Genomic DNA, 19,224 nt, shown 5'->3' on the forward strand with positions numbered 1-19,224 from the left:
AATGTTGAAAGAAAGAGTTGTTGTACAATTAAAAACCGGATTACATGCGCGTCCAGCGGCTAGATTTGTTCAGACTGCGAGTGATTTCCGTTGCAAGATTACGATTGAAAAGGGAAATAATATTGTAAATGCTAAGAGCATTATGGGTATTATGGCTTTGGGTGTTGATCAAGGTGAGGAAATCGTTATCCGCACAGATGGGGAAGATGAAAAGCTTGCATTGGAGACTTTATTGGTAATCTTAGCGAGTATCGAATAAACATTCTTACGATTTCTTACGGAATGTTAAAAAAGTCCTGTTCACCTTTATAATGGAAGTGAACGGAGGATGCGATTATGTATAATAAGATATTGGGTGTATTATTGGGTGCGGCCGTTGGTGACGCAATGGGTGCAGCGACTGAGTTGCGTACACCTGATGAGATAATTCAAACCTTTGGTCACTGGGTGACAGAGTTTGAAACTCCGCCGGCGGATGTTTTTGCAGGAGGACGAAAAGCGGGACAGATCACTGATGATTTTAGTTCTGCGTATTTTATAATTCAAGCCATTTTGTCAGCCAGTGGAAAAATTACCCCGCATGTTGCACGAGCGGGGATTTTGGCTTGGGCGAAAAGTGAGTATTTTGAAACCTTTGCGGGTCCGACAACGAGAGCGGCGATTCATGAGTTGATTGAAGAAGGCCAATTAAAAGAAAACTCCCTTTTGGGTAGATGTGGAAAAGCGACCAATGGGGCTGCCATGAAGGCCTTTGCTGGTGGTGTTTTTTTACCGGGAAACTGGAATTCTGCTGTTGACGCAGCAATTTCCATTGCGGAAGTAACTCATCCCTACCATCTTTGTTTATCGGGTGCAGCGGCAATCGCAGCAGCGGTCAGTGAGGCGATTTCGGAAAAGGCAACCGTGGGTTCAATTTTTGATGCGGGGATTTACGGTGCAAAACGCGGTGCTCAGATTGGCATCGAACGAGGTATGCAGATTGCTGGTCCATCAGTTTGGAAACGAATGGAATTGGCACGGGAGATTGTGGTCCGTGAAAGTGATCCTACAGCAGGCTTGTTTGCAATCAGTGAACTGATCGGCACTGGAATTCATGTATCGGAATCAGTTCCTGCAGTCTTTGGAATTTTATGCCTATCTAAGGGGGATGTTGAAACGGGTATTCAGTATGCCGTTAACATTGGTGATGACACCGATACGATTGCGACCATGGTGGGTGCGATTTTAGGTGGATTCAATGGCGCCTCAGGGTGGGGCGACAAATACATTGCACAGATTGAAGAAAACAATCAAATTGATTTGCAGGGGATGACAAGAGAGATCCTCGGTTTCCAATCAGAAGGAGCAGGGTATGTACACGGTATTTATCGGGAGCAACGCGATTGACGAATATTACGACTGTAGCAACTATCCTCGCGAAGGTGATAAGGCGATGGTGAACTATCAGGGATCCTACGCAGGGGGTATGGTAGCCAACTCAGCTTGCATTTTTGCCGCAACAGGAGAAGTCGCTCTTATGATTGACCAGATTGGAATGACGACTTCCGATGAATTAATCTTAAGGGATCTGGAATTCCACGGGGTTGATACGGCAGCCATTACCCGATCACCTACGACTCAAGGGTATCGTTGCCATATTTATCGAACAAAAAAAGAGAGTACGATTTTTGTTGTTGAAGGCCAGAAGGAAAGATATCGATTAAATGAGCAGCAATTAAACTACATCGAAAACGCCAATGCCATATATTCAACGGTACATGAACTTAGAAATTTAATTAATTTGCCAGAATTGATGTCATTGATTCGCGTGAAGAAAAATATCTTAATGCTAGACGTAGAAGACAATGCGTATGACACGTTTGAAAATGACCAGGTTATTTTTGATCAGGCGACACTCCTTTCCTTTAGTGAGTCTGGCTTCAATAAGATGAAAGCTGAACTCGGCGATCGGACCATTCAACGTCTCTTAAACAATAAGACGAAAAAAGTCCTGATTACTCGGGGTGGTAAAGGTGCGGAATTGCACACTCTTGCTGGCACAATTATGCAGGATGCAAGGCCGGCGGACGTTGCAGATACAACGGGTGCAGGTGATACGTTTAATGCGATCTTTCTTTATGGTAAAATAAAGGGAATGGACGATCGCCAAGCGTTGGAAAACGCGATTCAATTTAGTTCTAAGGCTACGGAGTGTATTGGGCCTAGGGGATGTATTGAAGAGATAAAGAAGGCATTTCGATAGAGTCCATTGGGCTCTATTTTTATATAAGGTGGTCTGTCTTGTAGAGGTTCAAGTCAGAACTCATGGATGGGGAGGAAAAAATGGGATTTACACATTTGCATGTGCATACGGAATATAGCCTTTTAGATGGCGCCTCCCGTATAGAGAAACTCCTGGATCGGTGTCAGGAATTGGGAATGAACCGCATTGCCATTACGGATCACGGTGTGATGTATGGCGTGGTTCAGTTTTATAAGGCGGCAAAAAAGAGAGGAATGGAACCCATTCTCGGTTGCGAGGTTTATGTGACCCGGGGAGACGACCGGGCAAAGAAATCGGGACGTGAGCGTGACTATGCTCACTTGGTGCTTTTGGCTGAGAATGAAAGAGGATACAAGAATCTAATGAAGCTGGTCACAGAGGGCTTCGTTCATGGCTTTTACTATAAACCGCGGGTGAGCATTGCTTTTTTAAGAAAGCATGCCGAGGGTCTGATTGCTACTAGTGCTTGTTTAGCAGGCGAGGTTCAGCAGGCTCTTTTAAGAAATCAATACGATCAGGCCAAAGATTTGGCCTTGGAATATGCCGATATTTTTGGCGAGGGTAATTTTTATTTGGAGTTGCAGGATCATGGAATGGACGAGCAGCGAATGGTAAATCAGTATCTGCGTCAACTGGCCATGGAAACAAACCTGCCCTTGGTGGCAACCAACGATGTTCACTATGTCAATCGAGAGGATGCTGCGGTGCAGGATGTTCTTCTTTGTATCCAAACGGCGAAGACGGTGGATGAAGAGGATCGCATGCGCTTTCCTTCAGATGAGTTCTACTTGAAGTCAGAGGATGAAATGGCTGAATTATTTCCAAGGGAAGCCTTGGATAATACGGAGAAGATTGCCGACCGTTGCCATGTGGAACTAGAATTTGGTAACCTTCATTTGCCGCAATTTACGGCGCCGGAAGGACTGACAAACCATGCTTATTTGCGGCAACTTTGCGTGGCTGGACTCAAAGAGCGCTACGAAACCATTACCCCTGAAATTCAAGAACGGCTAGAGTATGAGCTAGACGTAATTGAGGGAATGGGTTACGAAGATTACTTCCTCATCGTTTGGGATTTCATCCGCTATGCCCGAGAAAATAGCATTATGGTGGGTCCGGGTCGAGGTTCGGCAGCAGGTAGCATTGTTTCCTACAGCCTCGAGATTATTGACATTGATCCCCTTAAATACGATCTACTCTTTGAACGGTTCTTAAATCCAGAGCGGGTTTCCATGCCCGATATCGATATTGATTTCTGCTATGAAAGACGGGGCGAAGTCATTGATTATGTGATTCGGAAATACGGAGCAGACCATGTTTCTCAGATCGTCACCTTTGGAACCATGGCGGCGCGTGCTGCCATCCGTGATGTGGGCCGTGCCTTGAACATTCCCTATGGAGAGGTAGACCGGGTTGCCAAGATGATCCCCATGGAGCTCCAGATCACCATCGACAAGGCCTTGAAGGACAGGGAGGACCTACGAGTCCTTTATAGAGAAGACGCCACTGTGAAGCGCTTGATTGACGTTTCACGTGCATTGGAGGGGACGCCGCGCCATACTTCAACCCATGCAGCAGGTGTGGTGATAGCAAAAAACCCTGTGGACGACTATGTGCCCCTTTGCAGGAATGGAGATATCATTGCTACCCAGTATACGATGACGGAACTTGAAGAACTGGGACTTTTGAAGATGGACTTTTTGGGGTTGAGAAATCTGACCATCATTCAGAAGGCTGTAGCCATGATTAAGAAAAATACGGGTAGGGTAATTGACCTCAATCAGGTACCCTATGACGACGAGAAGGTCTATCGAATTTTTCAGGATGCAGAAACCCTGGGTGTCTTCCAATTTGAATCATCGGGGATGCGTAATTTCCTTAGGGAATTGAAGCCGACGCGGTTTGAAAACCTGATTGCCGCCAACGCCCTTTTTCGACCGGGTCCTATGCAGCAAATCCCCAGGTATATTGCTAATAAGAACAGTAGTGCACCGATTCGATATACCCATCCGAGTCTTGCTCCGATCCTAGAGGAGACCTATGGATGCATGGTATATCAGGAACAGGTTATGCGAATTGTACGAGATCTGGGCGGATATAGCTTTGGGCGATCAGATCTAGTGCGCCGTGCTATGGCCAAGAAAAAAATGAAGGTCATGGAAGAGGAACGTAAGAATTTTGTTTCTGGTGCCCTTGAACGGGATGTCGATGAAAAGTCGGCGAATAAAATCTATGACGAAATGATCGACTTTGCCAAGTACGCCTTCAATAAATCCCATTCGGCAGCCTATTCCTATTTGGCGTATCAAACCGCGTGGCTGAAGGTCTACTATCCCGTTGAGTTTATGACGGCTCTTTTGACCTCTGTCATGGGCTCGTCCGATAATATTTATCAGTATATCCGCGAGGCCAAGCGTCTAGGGATTTCGGTGTTGCCGCCGGATATCAACGAGAGTGGTTCAAGATTCAACACGGAAAACGGAAAGATTCGCTTTGGCATGGCGGCCATTAAAAACGTTGGCAGTGGTGCCATCGAAGGGATCGCTACAGAACGAGCCAAAAATGGAAGATTTACGAATCTTTATGATTTTCTTAATCGAGCAGATTTGGGTGCCGTGAACAAGCGTACCGTGGAGAGTTTGATTAAGGCGGGTGCTTTGGATGGACTTCATATGCGGCGATCTCAGATGCTTGCTATATTTGAAGTGATGGTTGATGAGATTAATAATCAGCGCAGACGCACCCTAAGTGGACAATTTTCGCTCTTTGGAGAGGAATCCCCGGTTGAAATGGCGATTCCAATTCCGGATTTACCAGAATTCACGGAACAGGAAAAATTTGAAATGGAAAAGGAAATGACGGGTATTTATTTATCAGGACATCCTTTAGATAGCGTCGCTAAGGCGATGGAACAAAACACCAGCCATTCTTCTCAGGCATTTAGAGAGCAGGATGAGGAATATCAAGTAGGCATGCCAAGAAAACTACGGGATGGGCAAAGAGTGAAGATAGGCGGCATGGTTGCGGGTATGAAAGCATTAACGACGAAAAATGGCAAGCGCATGGCCTTTATGCAGCTAGAGGACTTGGAGGGCTTGGTGGAAGTCATTGTTTTTCCGGAAGCATACGAGAAGTATCACCAGTTGTTAAATCCGGAGGAGATGGTTTATGTGACAGGAAGGGTGAATCTCAGCGATGAGGAAGCTGCAAAGGTTATTGCCCAGGAGATTCGAGAGTTGAAGCCGATCCGAACCCTGTATTTGCGTTTACCCATTAGAAATCAGGATCTAGAAAGTAAAGTAAAAAAGCTCTTTACAGAGTACCCGGGAGAGTCGGCTGTAGTTTGGCATTTTGTGAAAGACAGAAAGAGTTTTAAGACCCCTCAGGGCAAAGGGGTGAAAATAACAGGTCGGCTAGAGGAACGCTTGTGGGACCTCTTGGGAAAAGACAACGTAGTCATCCGTTAATTGAGTGAAAACTCTTCCTTTTTTACAGGTTTTGTTATAAGATATTGAGTGATTTTTGTTTTATGCATGCAAAAATTTGTATTAAGGGTGTATGAATTTTTGGAGGGGTGTTTATGAGAGCAATTGCAGTATTAACAAGCGGGGGAGATGCTCCGGGGATGAACGCAGCAGTACGCGCCATCGTCCGTAAAGCAATCTACCACGGAATGAAGATTTACGGTATTGAAGATGGTTATCAGGGCCTAATTGAAGACCATATCAAAGAGATGGACCTTGCATCAGTTGGGGACATTATTCACCGCGGAGGAACGGTTTTGCGTTCAGCGCGTTGTCTGGAGTTTAAAACGGTTGAAGGTCGAGAAAAAGGAATCAAGAATCTGGAGAAGTACGGCATCGAAGGAGTTATTGTGATTGGTGGAGACGGTTCTTTTGCCGGTGCGCAAAAGTTGGCTGAGATGGGCATTAATGCCATCGGAATTCCGGGAACCATTGACAACGATTTGGGATATACCAAATATACCATCGGTTTTGATACAGCTTTGAATACGGTTTTGGATGCGGTTTCTCGCGTGCGAGACACATCATCTTCTCATAATCGAGTTAACGTGATCGAAGTAATGGGCCGCAATTGCGGAGATATTGCTCTGTTTACAGGAATTGCCGGCGGTGCGGAAAGTATCGTGATCCCGGAAATCAACTTTGATATTGACGGAATCTGTGAACGACTTTTACATGGTGTAGAGCGTGGCAAAAGACATAGCATTATTATGCTGGCAGAAGGCATAATGGAAGCACAAAAATTTGGCGAAAGCCTCGAGGCACGAACGGGTCTAGAGACCCGTGTGACGATTCTTGGACATACCCAACGGGGTGGAAGTCCAACTGCATTTGATCGTGTTATGGCGACCCGGATGGGTGCGGCGGCCGTTGATCTGCTTATGGCGGACCAAAGCAACCGAGTTATTGGATATGATGGTGCTGAAATTTATGATATGGATATCCATGAGGCATTGGCAATTGAACATCAGACGCACGAAGACTTATATGAACTTGCTAAGATCCTGGCGATTTAGGAGGAAATATGAAAAAGACGAAGATTGTGTGTACCTTGGGTCCTGCTGCGGACTCGGATGATATTGTACGGTCGATGATGGAATCGGGTATGAATGTTGCCCGACAAAACTTCTCTCATGGAAATTTTGAAGAGCATAAGGAACGAATGGACCGTGTAAAGCGCATTAGTGCGGAAATGGGAAAACCCATTGCCATCATGCTGGATACAAAGGGTCCTGAAATCAGAACCAAAACATTCAAGGACGGTTTGGTGAACGTAACAACAGGGCAAGATTTTTTCTTGTCTACAGACCAGGATTTTATTGGTGACGAAAGTGGTGTGGCTGTTACCTACGACAAACTGACAGAGGATCTGGAAGTTGGAAATATTGTACTCATTGATGATGGTTTGATCGGCATGGAAGTGTTGTCTATTGAAGGTGACAAGATTCATTGTCGTGTCAATAATGCTGGAGTCATTAAAAACCGCAAGGGTGTGAATCTGCCTGGCGTTAGAATTAGTTTACCGGCAATCACAGAAAAAGATAGAGCAGATATTGAATTCGGCATCGAACAAGAAGTGGATTACATTGCCGCTTCTTTTATCAGAAAAACCGAAGATGTTATTGAAATTAGAAAAATTTTAGAAGAGCATGGCGCCGGCGAGATTCAAATCATTTCAAAGATTGAGAATCAAGAAGGTGTTGAAAACATAAATTCAATTATCAAGGTGTCTGACGGCATCATGGTTGCTCGGGGTGACCTTGGGGTAGAGATTCCAGCCCAGGACGTGCCATTGATTCAAAAACAAATCATCAGAAAATGCAACGAGTCTGGCAAGCCAGTGATTACAGCAACACAAATGCTGGATTCTATGCAGGCGCATCCGCGCCCAACTCGAGCTGAGGTTGGTGATGTTGCCAATGCGATCCTCGACGGCACTGACGCAGTTATGCTTTCAGGCGAAACGGCTGCTGGAAAATATCCGGTAGAATCAGTTCAGATGATGGCACAAATCGCGGTTAAGACAGAAAACTCACAAGCTTTTGATGAGGCGATGAAACGTAGAAACCTGTCAACGGCCTTATCTGTAACCAATGCGATTTCTCATTCCACGGTGAATGTGGCAGATGAATTGGGAGCGAAAGCGATTATTACTTCGACTTCATCGGGTCATACTGCACGGGAAGTATCCAAGCATCGACCGGCATGTACGATTATTGCAGTGACACCATTTGATCGAATTATGAGACGGGTATCTTTGGTATGGGGCGTTAAGCCTTTTAAAGTAGCCAAAGCGAAAGATACGGATACACTCATTGAAAACGCAGTGAACCGGGCCATGGAAACAGACCTAATTCAACCGGGCGATCTGGTTGTAATCTCTGCCGGTATTCCAATTGGCATTCGCGGCGCGACTAACATGATTAAGGTGCATACGGCAGGAGAGATTCTTCTTAAAGGCATGGGCATTGGCAGCCAGTCTGCAACAGGACGGGTATGTATTGCCACCACTGCAGAAGAAGCAGAAGCGAAGTTCCAAACCGGTGATATTCTGGTTACGACTTGCACAGCGAAGGACATGGTAAAATACATGGAACGCGCGGCAGGGATTGTAACAGAAGCCGGCGGACTGACTAGCCATGCGGCTGTTGTTGGGTTGACATTAGGCAAGGTAACCATCGTTGGGGTGGATCATGCGACAGACCAGTTGAAAGACGGATATATCGTTACCATCGACGCCCAAGGCGGATTGATTTATAAGGCACAAAAATAATGAGACGGGCTTTGCCCGTTTCTTTTTTTCTGGATGAATTCTGTTACGAACAAGATCAAGCAGAATTCGTTATATTAGATGAATAGATCTTCGTTGAACATTTAGCGGAGAGAACCAATCCACTAATATGTGATTAAGACGAAGATGGTCAGGTTCAAACAAGGTTTGAGACTGAATTCATCATATTAGATGAATAGATCTTCGTTGAACATTTAGCGGAGAGAACCAATCCACTAATATGTGATTAAGACGAAGATGGTCAGGTTCAAACAAGGTTTGAGACTGAATTCATCGTAAGGAGGGCAATATGAAAGTAGGCGACAAGCTACAGTTAACAATAGAAGATTTTAATACAAAGGGACAGGGTTTTGCACGCCATGAAGGCATGGCAATTTTTATTGCTGGTGGTTTGATTGGTGAGGAGTGTCAGGTGGAGATTACCACCATGAAGAAGCAGTATGCCATCGCAAAAATCACAGAAACCATTCATCCTTCACCCAATGAAGTGACCCCTGTTTGCCCCTTGGCAGGTACTTGCGGAGGATGTCAGATTCAGAGTTTGGACTACAAGGCGCAACTTGCCTATAAGGAACAACGAGTGAAGTCGGAATTCAAGCGAGTTGGCATTGAGATTGAGCCCCTTCCCATTATGGGCATGGAAGATCCCTACCATTTCAGAAATAAGGCGCAGTTGCCAGTGTCGGGAAAAAAGGGAAACTTGAAGCTGGGATTTTATAAGCAGGGCACCCATAACGTGGTGGATACACAAACCTGTTATATTCAACATGACTTGCACAATAAGGTGATGAAAGAACTCAGAACTCTGTTGAACAATGAATTGGTTGTTCCTTTTAATGAGCGAAACCGAAAGGGCTGGTTGAAGCATGTCATCGTTCGGGTTTCTTTCGACCAGAAGAAGGTTATGGTCATGTTGGTTACCACAGGCAGAGGAGATATGGACATGTACCGCTTCGTCAGCAAGCTGACAAAGGCTGTGCCGGAAGTGACATCTATTTTCCAAAATATTAATGGAATGAGTGGCAATCGAATTTTAGGCAAGCGATTCATTCATTTATTTGGGCAAAAGGAATTGGTGGATACCATTGGTGATTTACATTTTAAAATCTCGCCGGCATCCTTCTTCCAGATTAACCCGACCCAGACCGAAAAACTTTACAATGCAGCATTGAATATGGCAGAACTTACGGGCAAGGAAAGAGTCTACGACCTCTACTGTGGTAGTGGAACTATCTCGCTTTTCCTAGCAAAGCAAGCCAAGGAAGTGATCGGCATTGAGATTGTGGAAGCCGCTGTAAAAGATGCGCAGGTGAACGCCATAGACAACAACATAAATAATGCGAGTTTCTATGCTGGCAAAGCGGAAGAAGTATTCCCAGAGCTTTACAAGGAGGGAAGAAAAGCAGAAGTGGTGATTGTGGATCCCCCAAGAAAGGGATTGGATCCGCAGGTTATTGACACAATCGCAGATATGAAACCGCAGAAAATTGTCTATGTTTCTTGCAACCCAAACACTTTAGCGAGAGATGTTAAGGCATTAACGGAATGTGGATACACCTTGAATCATGTGCAGCCTGTAGATATGTTCCCGCATAGTATGCACGTCGAAACAGTTGCGCAACTATCTAGGAATTGCAACGATTGTAGCGAATAATACGAGGCAAAAAACAGGCCCGAGACAAAATTAGGACAAAACTGTACTTAAAATCATTTATGAGATCTCACAATTTTGTCCCGGTGATATTCAAAGTAGTGTATAAACATGAACAGAAGGCCTTAAAAGCCTTCTGTTTTTTAATTCTTGTATTCACATATTCAAGAACCTGTTTAAAGATGCGTTTATGTTCAATGTCGAGTTTGAGAAAATTTTTTTATAGGAGAATTTGTAAGATATGCTAGATCATAGAAATTATAATTTTTCATAGTACTCAATTATTTGGAATAATTCCCCAAAAATCTTTCGATACTATATTGACAAAAATATCACGATTATATATGGTTAAATATGGAAATATAGATTTTCGGAGGGAAAAATGAAAAGACTATTCATTATTGTTATGGTTTTGTTATTAATTTTGACAGGTTGCAGTTCGTCTGAAGGGAAAACAGAAGAGGAACTAAGGGCTGAAATACGTGAAGAGCTTGAGAAGGAAATGAAAGAAGAAGCTGAACAAAAAGAAGCCAAGCAAGAGGAAGAAAAAGTTGAGCAAGCTACAACAGATGTAGATCAGGATTCGGCTCAGTCAGAGAAGCCGGCAAGTAGTGATGAAAGTCAAAAAAATAGTGAAAATAAAGAGAGTGAAGAAATTAAAAATCCCTATGATATTAAGAACATGAAAGTGGGACAAGTTCTTGATGATCTGATGATTGATGAAGTTGAATACAAAGAACAGGGTGAGGGATCTTTGCGATTTTCCGGTAAAAAGAGAATCGAAGGTGAGCTCTATTTTGATGAAATGTATAACGATTATAGCTTTCATCCCAATAAAAGAATATTAAGTGAATCGATTAGGGTAGAGTCGGTTGAAATTGATACAGGAATGATTTCATATACCTTTAATAAAGAGTACTTAAGTGATGAGTTGAAAGCGGTTATTAATCAGCAGTCTACTGTGGATGCGACAATGACTGTTCTCGAACTATCTCTTAACTTTAAAGTAGGATCTGGCTTGGGTGCTTCATTAGAGATTGAGAGAATCGAGTCTGAAGCAGTTGATAATAAAGCAAAAGAAGATGCTGTGGAGAAGAAAAGACAAGAAGATGAGGAAGCGGTAGAGAAGAAAAAACAAGAAGACGCAGAAACTGCGGAAAGAGAGAGACAAGAAAAATTAGCAGCAAGCAAGGACTATAGAAAGGGATATTCGGTTTCCATTGAAGAGGGAAGCGGATATATTACCTATAGCAATGGCTATAAAGAATTGATTCTAGACAATGTGAAATATCTTGATTTCCTTCGGAGTGACAGCAAAAAGTTGTTTGTTCTGTGTAATGACAAAACATCCTATAGATATGATGTTTCAACCATGGCTCGTGATACCTTGCCTTTGAACACCTATACAACCAATATGGTTCTTGTGCAGGGGGGAGAATACGATGGTTATTTGGGTGTAGAAGTTGTTATTGAGGGTGTAACAGAATATCGAGCGCTTACCAATAATAGCTATAATAGTTATACTGGCATTACATTGAGTTCTTTAAACTATGTTGCCGATCAGATCGATGGATTCAAGAATCAGGGTTTCAAATACGTGGTTGATGATTTGAATTTGGAATGCACGGATGGTGATTCAGACAGTCGAATGAGAGCATTTAACTATAGCGGCGATTCCTACATTGAATTGACGGATGGCGCTTATATGCTGGCGAAACAAGATAACGGCGAGGCGATTGCTTATAACGGTTATGGCGGTCAGTATAAAGTGGATGTTTATAATGGCGCGGATGCGAATTTCTCAGGTGGATTGATATTCAATGCCACAGATTTCGGTTATCTTGATAGTTTTACAGGTTTTCGGGTTGATTTTTTCAGAAATGGACCCAACGGTACAGCAACCGTAAGATTAGTGGAGAAAAATGGAAGAAACGAAGAAGTAATTATTGAGAACCCAAGCGTTGACATCAATACGACGGCTTATGAGTATAATGAAGTTCTACTTATTAAGGATGGAACTGAAGTTTATTGTACAGTAAATGGGGTTACGGCATTTATTGCTGAAGGGGAAGGGTTTGGTGCCTGGGATGCACCTGATGGTTACTTCGGATTATTCGGTATTGGTAAAATGACATTTACTCGATTCAAGGTTGAAAAGCTAGGCTACTAATTAGTTTCAAGGAAGATTCTACGAATAAACAAAAGAGGCTATTATTAGCCTCTTTTGTGTTAGGTATTTCTATTCTTCAGTTGCTCCTATAACAGGTACTTCAGTCATTTCTTCTTCACCTTCTGCAACTTCAACCTCTACAGTCGGTGTAGAAACATGTACAAGCAAACTATCTTCTGATGTTAAAACACGATAACGATCATCCTTCATAATATCCAGCTCGCCGGCTGCTATGGAATCACCAATTTTTAACCCGGCTAGATCAACAATGATGTCATCTGGCATATCCTTTGGAAGACATTCTAGTTTAATTTCGCTGAGCATTTCATTTAAAATTCCATCAGGCGGTAATTTCTCTTTGTTGATGAATTTTATATGTGCTGTTGTTTTAACCAATTCACCCGCAGTCAATACTTGAAAATTCATATGAGCCAATTTATGGCTAACTACTTCGTAGGATACGTTTTTTAACATAGCCAGATATTCTTCACCGTCTACAAGTAATTCTGTTTGTACGCCAACACTTGTACTTTTAAGGAATTTTTCAGCTGCTTTTTGACTCAATTGAATGGAGATCGATGCGTCTAAATTTTTGCCGAACAATACTGCTGGGATGATTCCTTTTTGTCTGAGTTGCTTCGGTTTTAATGCCTCATCTCTTTTTTGAACCTCTAACGTTGCCATTTTTTCCTCCTTATGCAGTCTTTTTAAGAAAAACGCCCTACTCTATTCTAAGAATGAGAGCGCTTGATCTTCTTGCAGAACTTTCTGATAATTATATTATTTCATAATACTCTGTTAAATACAAATATACCCATTTTTTGAAAGAATCTATCTGTTTATTCCATTTGTTTTGTATGGCAAAAATACCCTTAAAATTTTATCCGAATTACTCACGCTTATGGACCCAACGTCGGGTAAAGGAATTAAGTCCCATCATCCTGGAGAAAAGGGTATGATAGATTCTACATAATGAGATATAGTGGAAGAATTCAAGGAAAAGATTAAAAGAATTAAACCAGATAGAATCATCGTACAAACACCAGAGGAAGGTAAGCTGAAAGATACCTTAGGCATTGCGGCAGCGAGAGTAAAAGAGATAGAAAAGCGACTGCGTTGAAAGGATGAGTAGATCGAAACTGGTAGTACACCTACTTGGGTTGATGTTTTTTAGACAACACAATTTCATTCGAGGTTGAGCCCAAGTGGCTCTTTTTTCATTTTCCGAATTCACATCATTGTACGTACTTTATCCAATAGCAATGAAACCAACAGCAGAAGTCATTGGAGGAGTGATAACTATTTGTTTGCTACCCCTTCTAAGTAAAAAAATTCGTCATGAGTTCAAGGAGACAACACATAAATGATTTGCATAATCATCATTGGATAACCGTTGATTTCAAGAGTGATTAACAATCTTAAGATTTCTTAAGTTTCAAAAAATGTAGACTTTAATAAGCGCTTATATAATTGAGTAAATTGAGTAACTAAAGATTTTGGAGGATATAATGAGTCGATTATTAAAAATTGGAATTTTGTATGGAATTATGATGATTATTTTGGAAAATGGATTTTATTTATTTGGATGGATCAGTCCTGAACTTTTAGCAAACTTCGATCAATTTATTATGATCTTGATCCCGGCAGTACTTCTTGCCTTGATTACAAGGACGGATTTGAAAGAGCGATTTAAATTGAAAGGATTCAAGCCATCCACACTTTTGTATATATTTGCCTTGTTCCTAGCCTTATTGCCCATATCGGGGTTCTTAAGCGGACTGACAACATACTTAGTAGGTGTCAATCCAAATGGGGTCGATGCCTATATTGATGCTATGGAAACAAGCTTATTTATGAAATGGTTCTTGATTGCGATTACACCAGCGATCTGTGAAGAAATCATGTTCAGAGGCTTATTGCTCGATAAACGGATTGGTTTGAATATGCATGTCCTCGCCCTTATGAGTGGTTTGATGTTCTCATTGTTTCATGTAGGATATGATCAGTTATTGTATACTTTTCCTCTAGGGCTAGTCTTTGCCTATGTGAGTATTATTTCTGGATCTATTTTTCCTGCAATGATCATGCACCTAATGAATAATTCGCTTGGGATTTTCGCAGAGGTGATAGGGAGTGGTGTTGAAGAAGTGGCTGTTGAAGAAGCCATTAGCTTGGGCAGTTTACTTCCCTTGTTTATCGCAGCATGCTTTGGTATCATCGTGATTGTATTGGTACTTAAACGAATGATAAAAAGTTATAAGTATGATGACAAGCTACGGCTTGCAAAAAACGGGAAAGACGCAGCGCTTTATCGAAAAGAAAAGAAGATCCTTACCTTTATGCCGCAAGTAATCGTATTGATATATGTGTGGATGATGAATGCCTTTTTGCTTATGGGCGCATAGAGTAATAAAAAATGTGTGGCAATTTTGTGCACGTTTGCTATTGGAAATGATTGGAGTATTAGATAGTATGGTAGTGAAAGTTTTTTGATTTTCCATAAGTGAAGGGGTGAATGGTTTGAATAAAAGGATTTTAGTCGCAGAAGATAATTTTGAAATAAGAAAAGTATTAGAATTATACTTGAGCAATGCGGGATATGAAGTGACGGGGGCAGACCATGGTTTGCAAGCTTTAGAAGAGATGAAAACAGTACAGTTCGATCTGGCAATCGTTGATTTAATGATGCCAAAAATGGATGGATTTGAATTGATCCAAGAAGTTCGTAAAGTTTCCAATATGCCGATTTTTATTCTTTCAGCTAAAAATGAAGACTTTACTAAGATCATGGGCTTGAACCTTGGCGCAGATGACTATGTGACAAAACCATTTAATCCATTAGAATTAGTCGCTCGAATCAATGCTTCCTTTCGAAGAATGGATCAAGTGCAAGCGAGCGAGGATAGTCGTGACCATGGACATATCATTGCAATTGGCGATCTGCAGCTTGATTTGAATGCGATGATGTTGAAGAAGAATGGGCAAGAAATCGAGTTGACAGCGACTGAATACAAAGTCTTGTTATTGTTAATGCAAAACCCCAATCAGATTTTTTCAAAACGGAGGATCTGTGAAAACGTCCATGGTGCTTATTATGAGACCGATGAGAATGCAATTATGGTGCATGTCTCTCATATACGAGATAAGATTGGAAACAATATAAATCAAAAATCTTATATTAAGACCATAAGGGGGCTGGGATATAAAATTGAAAATGCCTAAAAGGAGATCCAATCTTTTTTTATCAATGGTTATGGAATTTGTACTATTTGCAATCATTACAGCCGTCATTATTGCGGTGGCAACGGTTGTGATTATCAAGTATTTGTTGGTAGCGACGGGGGATGATTTTATCACCCCGTTTGAAGAAAATTACAGTCAAATCGTAGAAAAAAAGTATGATGAAATTGCGATCGAATCACAATTGGGGGAAGGTTCCTATTTTTTTGTTTTAGATCAAGACCATGGAGTTGTCTATCAGAGTGATTCAGAAAAGGAATTTCCATATACTTCTTTTCAAACAAGTCTGATACCTGGTGAAGGTGATAGTATCGTTTTTGTCGATCAAGCAATTGATGATGCTCAATATGGAGACCTTGAAAAGATTGAATATACAGACGAAGAAGGGAAAATTAAGACTTTCTACTTAATTAATGAGAAAAGAGAAGTGGTCTATTCCAACAATCCCAATCTTCCACAAAAACTTTCTCAACTAGATTATGAGTGCATTCGAGGCAAAAATGAGACCTTTGGACTTAGTAAGGCGGACTACAGTGACGCTGAAGGACTACAATACCAAATTGTCTTTTTCAATTATTTGGATCAAGCGGATTCATTTTTAACACGCTTTCTGAAAACCATCGGATACATTTTGGCTGTACTATTAATTCTTATGGGGATGGCTAGTCTGCTATATTTGCTTCGTTTGAATCAAAAGGTGAATAAGCCACTGCTTATATTGGAAGAAGCAATCTTGGATTTTGAAATTGGAAAAGATAAAAAACCAATCGCATACAAAGGCCCCAGAGAATTTGAAGAAATTTGTGATAAGTTTAATGCGATGACAGAAAGACTGAATGAAACACAAGAAGAGAAACAGAAGATGCTGGCAGATTTGTCGCATGATCTAAAGACGCCGATCACCATACTACAAACCTATGTGCGCGCATTGAACGATGGGGTTGTAGTTGAAGACGAGAAAACTGAATATCTAGAAGCCATCTATGACAAATCGAATGAATTGTCTGACTTGGTTACCTTATTTAGTGAGTATAGTAAGCTTGGCCGCAATGATTTTTCATTGCAGCTTGAAGAAGTTGATGTGACATCTTTTCTTAGAGAGTATTTAATTGAAAAATATAACGAACTTGAACGGTTGGGATACGGATTGGAAGTGGTTCTGGGAGACGTGCCGACACCTGCGTTAATCGATCCTTTTCAGTTTAAGCGTGTTTTTGACAACCTACTGTCAAATGTCCTTAAGTATAATCCGCAGGGGACTATGATTCGAATTGAATTAGAACGAACAGAGGATCAGATCTGCATTCGATTTGGTGACTATGGTTGCGGAGTTGAGGAAAGTATACGAGACAAAATTTTTGACGTCTTTGTAACGGGGGATGCTTCCCGTACACAGGGAAAAGGCAGCGGACTAGGCTTGGCAATTGTAAAAAAACTGGTTGAACTTCATAAAGGCAAGATTCACTTGCTTCCATTTGACGCAAGTGATCGGGCTACCGAGTTTGTCATTAGCTTACCCATGCAAACGGAATAGACCAAAGCTTAATAAATCTTAAAATTCATACAAGCTTCCCTTAATATGCAAATAATAAAATGAGTATAACAATTAGATCATCAGTTAATTTTGGGAGGTAAGAAATGACAGCTAAGGAGAAACAAGCAATCAAATTTGCAGCATTGTATGTAGGGGTTATGGGGCTAGGCATGTATGTGATGTATCATATTTTTGGTATTTCCTACGACAGTCCTAATATTGCAAAGGTGTTAATCTATGTAGAAGTAGCTTTAACGGCAATCGCGGTAGGGGTGAATAATCATTTTTTTAATAATGCAGGTTTTAAAAAACTCGATCCAAAAGGACTAAAGTGGTTTATCCCTTATTTCATAATTTTGGCGGTCATTCTTGCTTTAATTATATTTACAGCTGATCGGGAAAAGGGCTTCAATATATGGTTAACCGTTCAAATTTTGGTTACAACACTTTTGGTTGGAATTTCAGAAGAGGTTATGTTTCGAGGAATTGTATTTCATACGTTTTTGGAAAATGGCAATGTGAAAAGAGCGATATTTATTAGTGCAATCGCATTTGCTCTCTTGCATAGTGTGAATGTGCTAGGTGGTTTGCCTTTAGCTGGTATGCTATATCAACTGTTTTCAACTTTTGTATTTGGCATGATCTTTGCCTGTCTTGCCTACAAGATGAAGAACCTGACCTTATTGATTGTCTATCATTGGATCTGGGATTTCGCACTTGTGTCTTCCAGCGTTATGCATACTTCAATCGGTATCATTACATCGTTTGCAAGTGTATTTGGATTGGTTTATGCCTTGATATTATTGAAGTCAATTGGGAGAAAGTCACAAGCAAACTAGTTTAGTTAAAGACGAGGAGTCATCTGTTTTCAGATGACTCTTTTTTGATAAATGCATGTTCGTGATTGGGAAAGAGACAAGAAAATTTTCGAATTATGATCCGATAGAGAATGGAAAGTCTTCTACGGGGAGGGTACTTCCCTTGGTGGCAACAACCTTGGCAGAGATTTTATTGGCAATACTCAGACTTTCCACGTAGCTATAGCCCAATTTTCGGCAGGCTATGATGGCACCGATATGGGAATCACCAGCCCCAATGGTATCAACGACTTTTGTTGGTTGAACAGGAATATGATGCATTTCTTGATCATCAAAAACGAAAGAACCATTGTCGCCGTCAGTAATGATAACGGTGTTGTGACTACGAGCATACAAGGCGGTTGCAGCTTGTTCTAGGGTCTCTTTTTTTGTATAGGTCATGATCTCTTCTCGATTGAGGTGTACAACTGGAGACAGTAAAAACAATTCATCCAATTTATTTTTTTCGATATTGGGGAAACGAGGACCTGGGGCAAAGTATATTTCTAAGTTCTTGTTCTTTTTTAAAAAGGAAACAATCTCATCACCTGTGGGTTCTTCAATCTCTAAGCCACAAATGTAGGCGCTGTCATAGTCCTTCATGTTGATATGATTTAACCATTTTTCTTGAAAGGTATATTCTGCACCATGGTAGGAAAGGAAGGTTCGCTCTCCATCGGGCTCTACATAACAATAGCAACATCCACTATCTTGCTCTTTAATTCGAATGAAGGGATCAAGCCCGCGTTCAGTCAGTTGTTTAGCAACATAATCCCCATAGACTCCGGTCCCAATAGGAGAGCAGAAGAGGTGAGGGACTTGAAACAATTGAACAATATTTTGTACATTAAAGGCACAACCTCCAAGAACCATGGTTTGTTGTTTAATGTGTAGATCTTGAGCAGTACGCGGCAAGCCGGTAACATCGAGTATGATATCTAAGACTGTTGAACCAATGATCAGGGTTTGTTTCATGGTTGCCTCCGTTTTATTTTTATTTACTCTGGCATTATACCATTAAAAGCGAACGAAATGAAGAAATATATCTTAATCATACGGATTAAGCCCTAAGCAGTTTGGATATTTCTTGATTTGCACATATTTTGATGACTTTGGTGGAGGAGAAAGCGAAAGATAGGGAAAAAAGCCAAGTTGCTATATGTATTTGACATATACTTTTTATCTGTTATCTTG

15 protein-coding genes are annotated in these 19,224 nt (G+C 41.4%); 13 read left to right on the plus strand and 2 right to left on the minus strand.

Translation table 11 applies throughout. The annotated features are described in order from the left end of the window. Window position 1: 1 nt before the first annotated feature. From AC25CA_RS06940 to AC25CA_RS06975, 8 genes are all read left to right on the plus strand, one after another. Window positions 2-259: an HPr family phosphocarrier protein gene (locus AC25CA_RS06940; protein WP_486816330.1), complete on the plus strand. Its 258-nt coding sequence runs from the start codon at window positions 2-4 to the stop codon at window positions 257-259. Between the two features lie 77 nt (window positions 260-336). Then, complete coding sequence (locus tag AC25CA_RS06945) at window positions 337-1,386, plus strand: ADP-ribosylglycohydrolase family protein (RefSeq protein WP_486816331.1); 1,050 nt, start codon at window positions 337-339, stop codon at window positions 1,384-1,386. Next, complete coding sequence (locus AC25CA_RS06950) at window positions 1,352-2,242, plus strand: carbohydrate kinase family protein (protein WP_486816332.1); 891 nt, start codon at window positions 1,352-1,354, stop codon at window positions 2,240-2,242. The genes AC25CA_RS06945 and AC25CA_RS06950 overlap by 35 nt, the downstream gene beginning before the upstream one ends. An 80-nt stretch (window positions 2,243-2,322) precedes the next feature. Next, entirely contained in the window at window positions 2,323-5,730 is a 3,408-nt protein-coding gene (locus AC25CA_RS06955) for a DNA polymerase III subunit alpha (RefSeq protein WP_486816333.1), read from the plus strand. A gap of 113 nt (window positions 5,731-5,843) precedes the next feature. After that, on the plus strand, window positions 5,844-6,803 hold the full coding sequence (pfkA, locus tag AC25CA_RS06960) for a 6-phosphofructokinase (protein ID WP_486816334.1): 960 nt from the start codon (window positions 5,844-5,846) through the stop codon (window positions 6,801-6,803). A gap of 8 nt (window positions 6,804-6,811) precedes the next feature. After that, window positions 6,812-8,560 carry a pyruvate kinase gene (gene pyk, locus AC25CA_RS06965; protein WP_486816335.1) on the plus strand — a complete coding sequence of 583 codons (1,749 nt, stop codon included), beginning with the start codon at window positions 6,812-6,814 and terminating at the stop codon, window positions 8,558-8,560. Window positions 8,561-8,867: 307 nt separating this feature from the next. Beyond that, window positions 8,868-10,232: a 23S rRNA (uracil(1939)-C(5))-methyltransferase RlmD gene (gene rlmD / locus AC25CA_RS06970; protein WP_486816336.1), complete on the plus strand. Its 1,365-nt coding sequence runs from the start codon at window positions 8,868-8,870 to the stop codon at window positions 10,230-10,232. A gap of 379 nt (window positions 10,233-10,611) precedes the next feature. After that, window positions 10,612-12,399 carry a hypothetical protein gene (locus AC25CA_RS06975; protein ID WP_486816337.1) on the plus strand — a complete coding sequence of 596 codons (1,788 nt, stop codon included), beginning with the start codon at window positions 10,612-10,614 and terminating at the stop codon, window positions 12,397-12,399. A gap of 69 nt (window positions 12,400-12,468) precedes the next feature. On the opposite strand, the gene AC25CA_RS06980 is transcribed toward AC25CA_RS06975, so the two are convergent. After that, window positions 12,469-13,083 carry a 50S ribosomal protein L25 gene (locus AC25CA_RS06980; RefSeq protein WP_486816338.1) on the minus strand — a complete coding sequence of 205 codons (615 nt, stop codon included), beginning with the start codon at window positions 13,081-13,083 and terminating at the stop codon, window positions 12,469-12,471. A 298-nt stretch (window positions 13,084-13,381) separates the two neighbouring features. On the opposite strand from AC25CA_RS06980, the gene AC25CA_RS06985 reads away from it, so the two are divergent. From AC25CA_RS06985 to AC25CA_RS07005, 5 genes are all read left to right on the plus strand, one after another. Further along, window positions 13,382-13,519: a hypothetical protein gene (locus tag AC25CA_RS06985; RefSeq protein ID WP_486816339.1), complete on the plus strand. Its 138-nt coding sequence runs from the start codon at window positions 13,382-13,384 to the stop codon at window positions 13,517-13,519. A gap of 388 nt (window positions 13,520-13,907) precedes the next feature. Continuing rightward, a complete protein-coding gene (locus AC25CA_RS06990) occupies window positions 13,908-14,804 on the plus strand; it encodes a CPBP family glutamic-type intramembrane protease (protein WP_486816340.1) in 897 nt (298 codons plus the stop codon). Window positions 14,805-14,919: 115 nt separating this feature from the next. Further along, window positions 14,920-15,621 carry a response regulator transcription factor gene (locus tag AC25CA_RS06995; RefSeq protein WP_486816341.1) on the plus strand — a complete coding sequence of 234 codons (702 nt, stop codon included), beginning with the start codon at window positions 14,920-14,922 and terminating at the stop codon, window positions 15,619-15,621. Beyond that, complete coding sequence (locus AC25CA_RS07000; protein WP_486816342.1) at window positions 15,614-17,173, plus strand: sensor histidine kinase; 1,560 nt, start codon at window positions 15,614-15,616, stop codon at window positions 17,171-17,173. The genes AC25CA_RS06995 and AC25CA_RS07000 overlap by 8 nt, the downstream gene beginning before the upstream one ends. Window positions 17,174-17,277: 104 nt before the next feature. Further along, window positions 17,278-18,012, plus strand: a complete 735-nt coding sequence (locus tag AC25CA_RS07005) for a CPBP family intramembrane glutamic endopeptidase (RefSeq protein WP_486816343.1) — start codon at window positions 17,278-17,280, stop codon at window positions 18,010-18,012. 93 nt (window positions 18,013-18,105) lie between these two features. Here the strand turns inward: AC25CA_RS07005 and AC25CA_RS07010 are convergent, their stop codons facing one another. Next, window positions 18,106-19,005 carry a carbohydrate kinase family protein gene (locus AC25CA_RS07010; protein WP_486816344.1) on the minus strand — a complete coding sequence of 300 codons (900 nt, stop codon included), beginning with the start codon at window positions 19,003-19,005 and terminating at the stop codon, window positions 18,106-18,108. Window positions 19,006-19,224: the final 219 nt, after the last annotated feature.

The organism is Gottschalkiaceae bacterium SANA (assembly GCA_036323355.1).
GTDB lineage: Bacteria > Bacillota > Clostridia > Tissierellales > GPF-1 > GPF-1.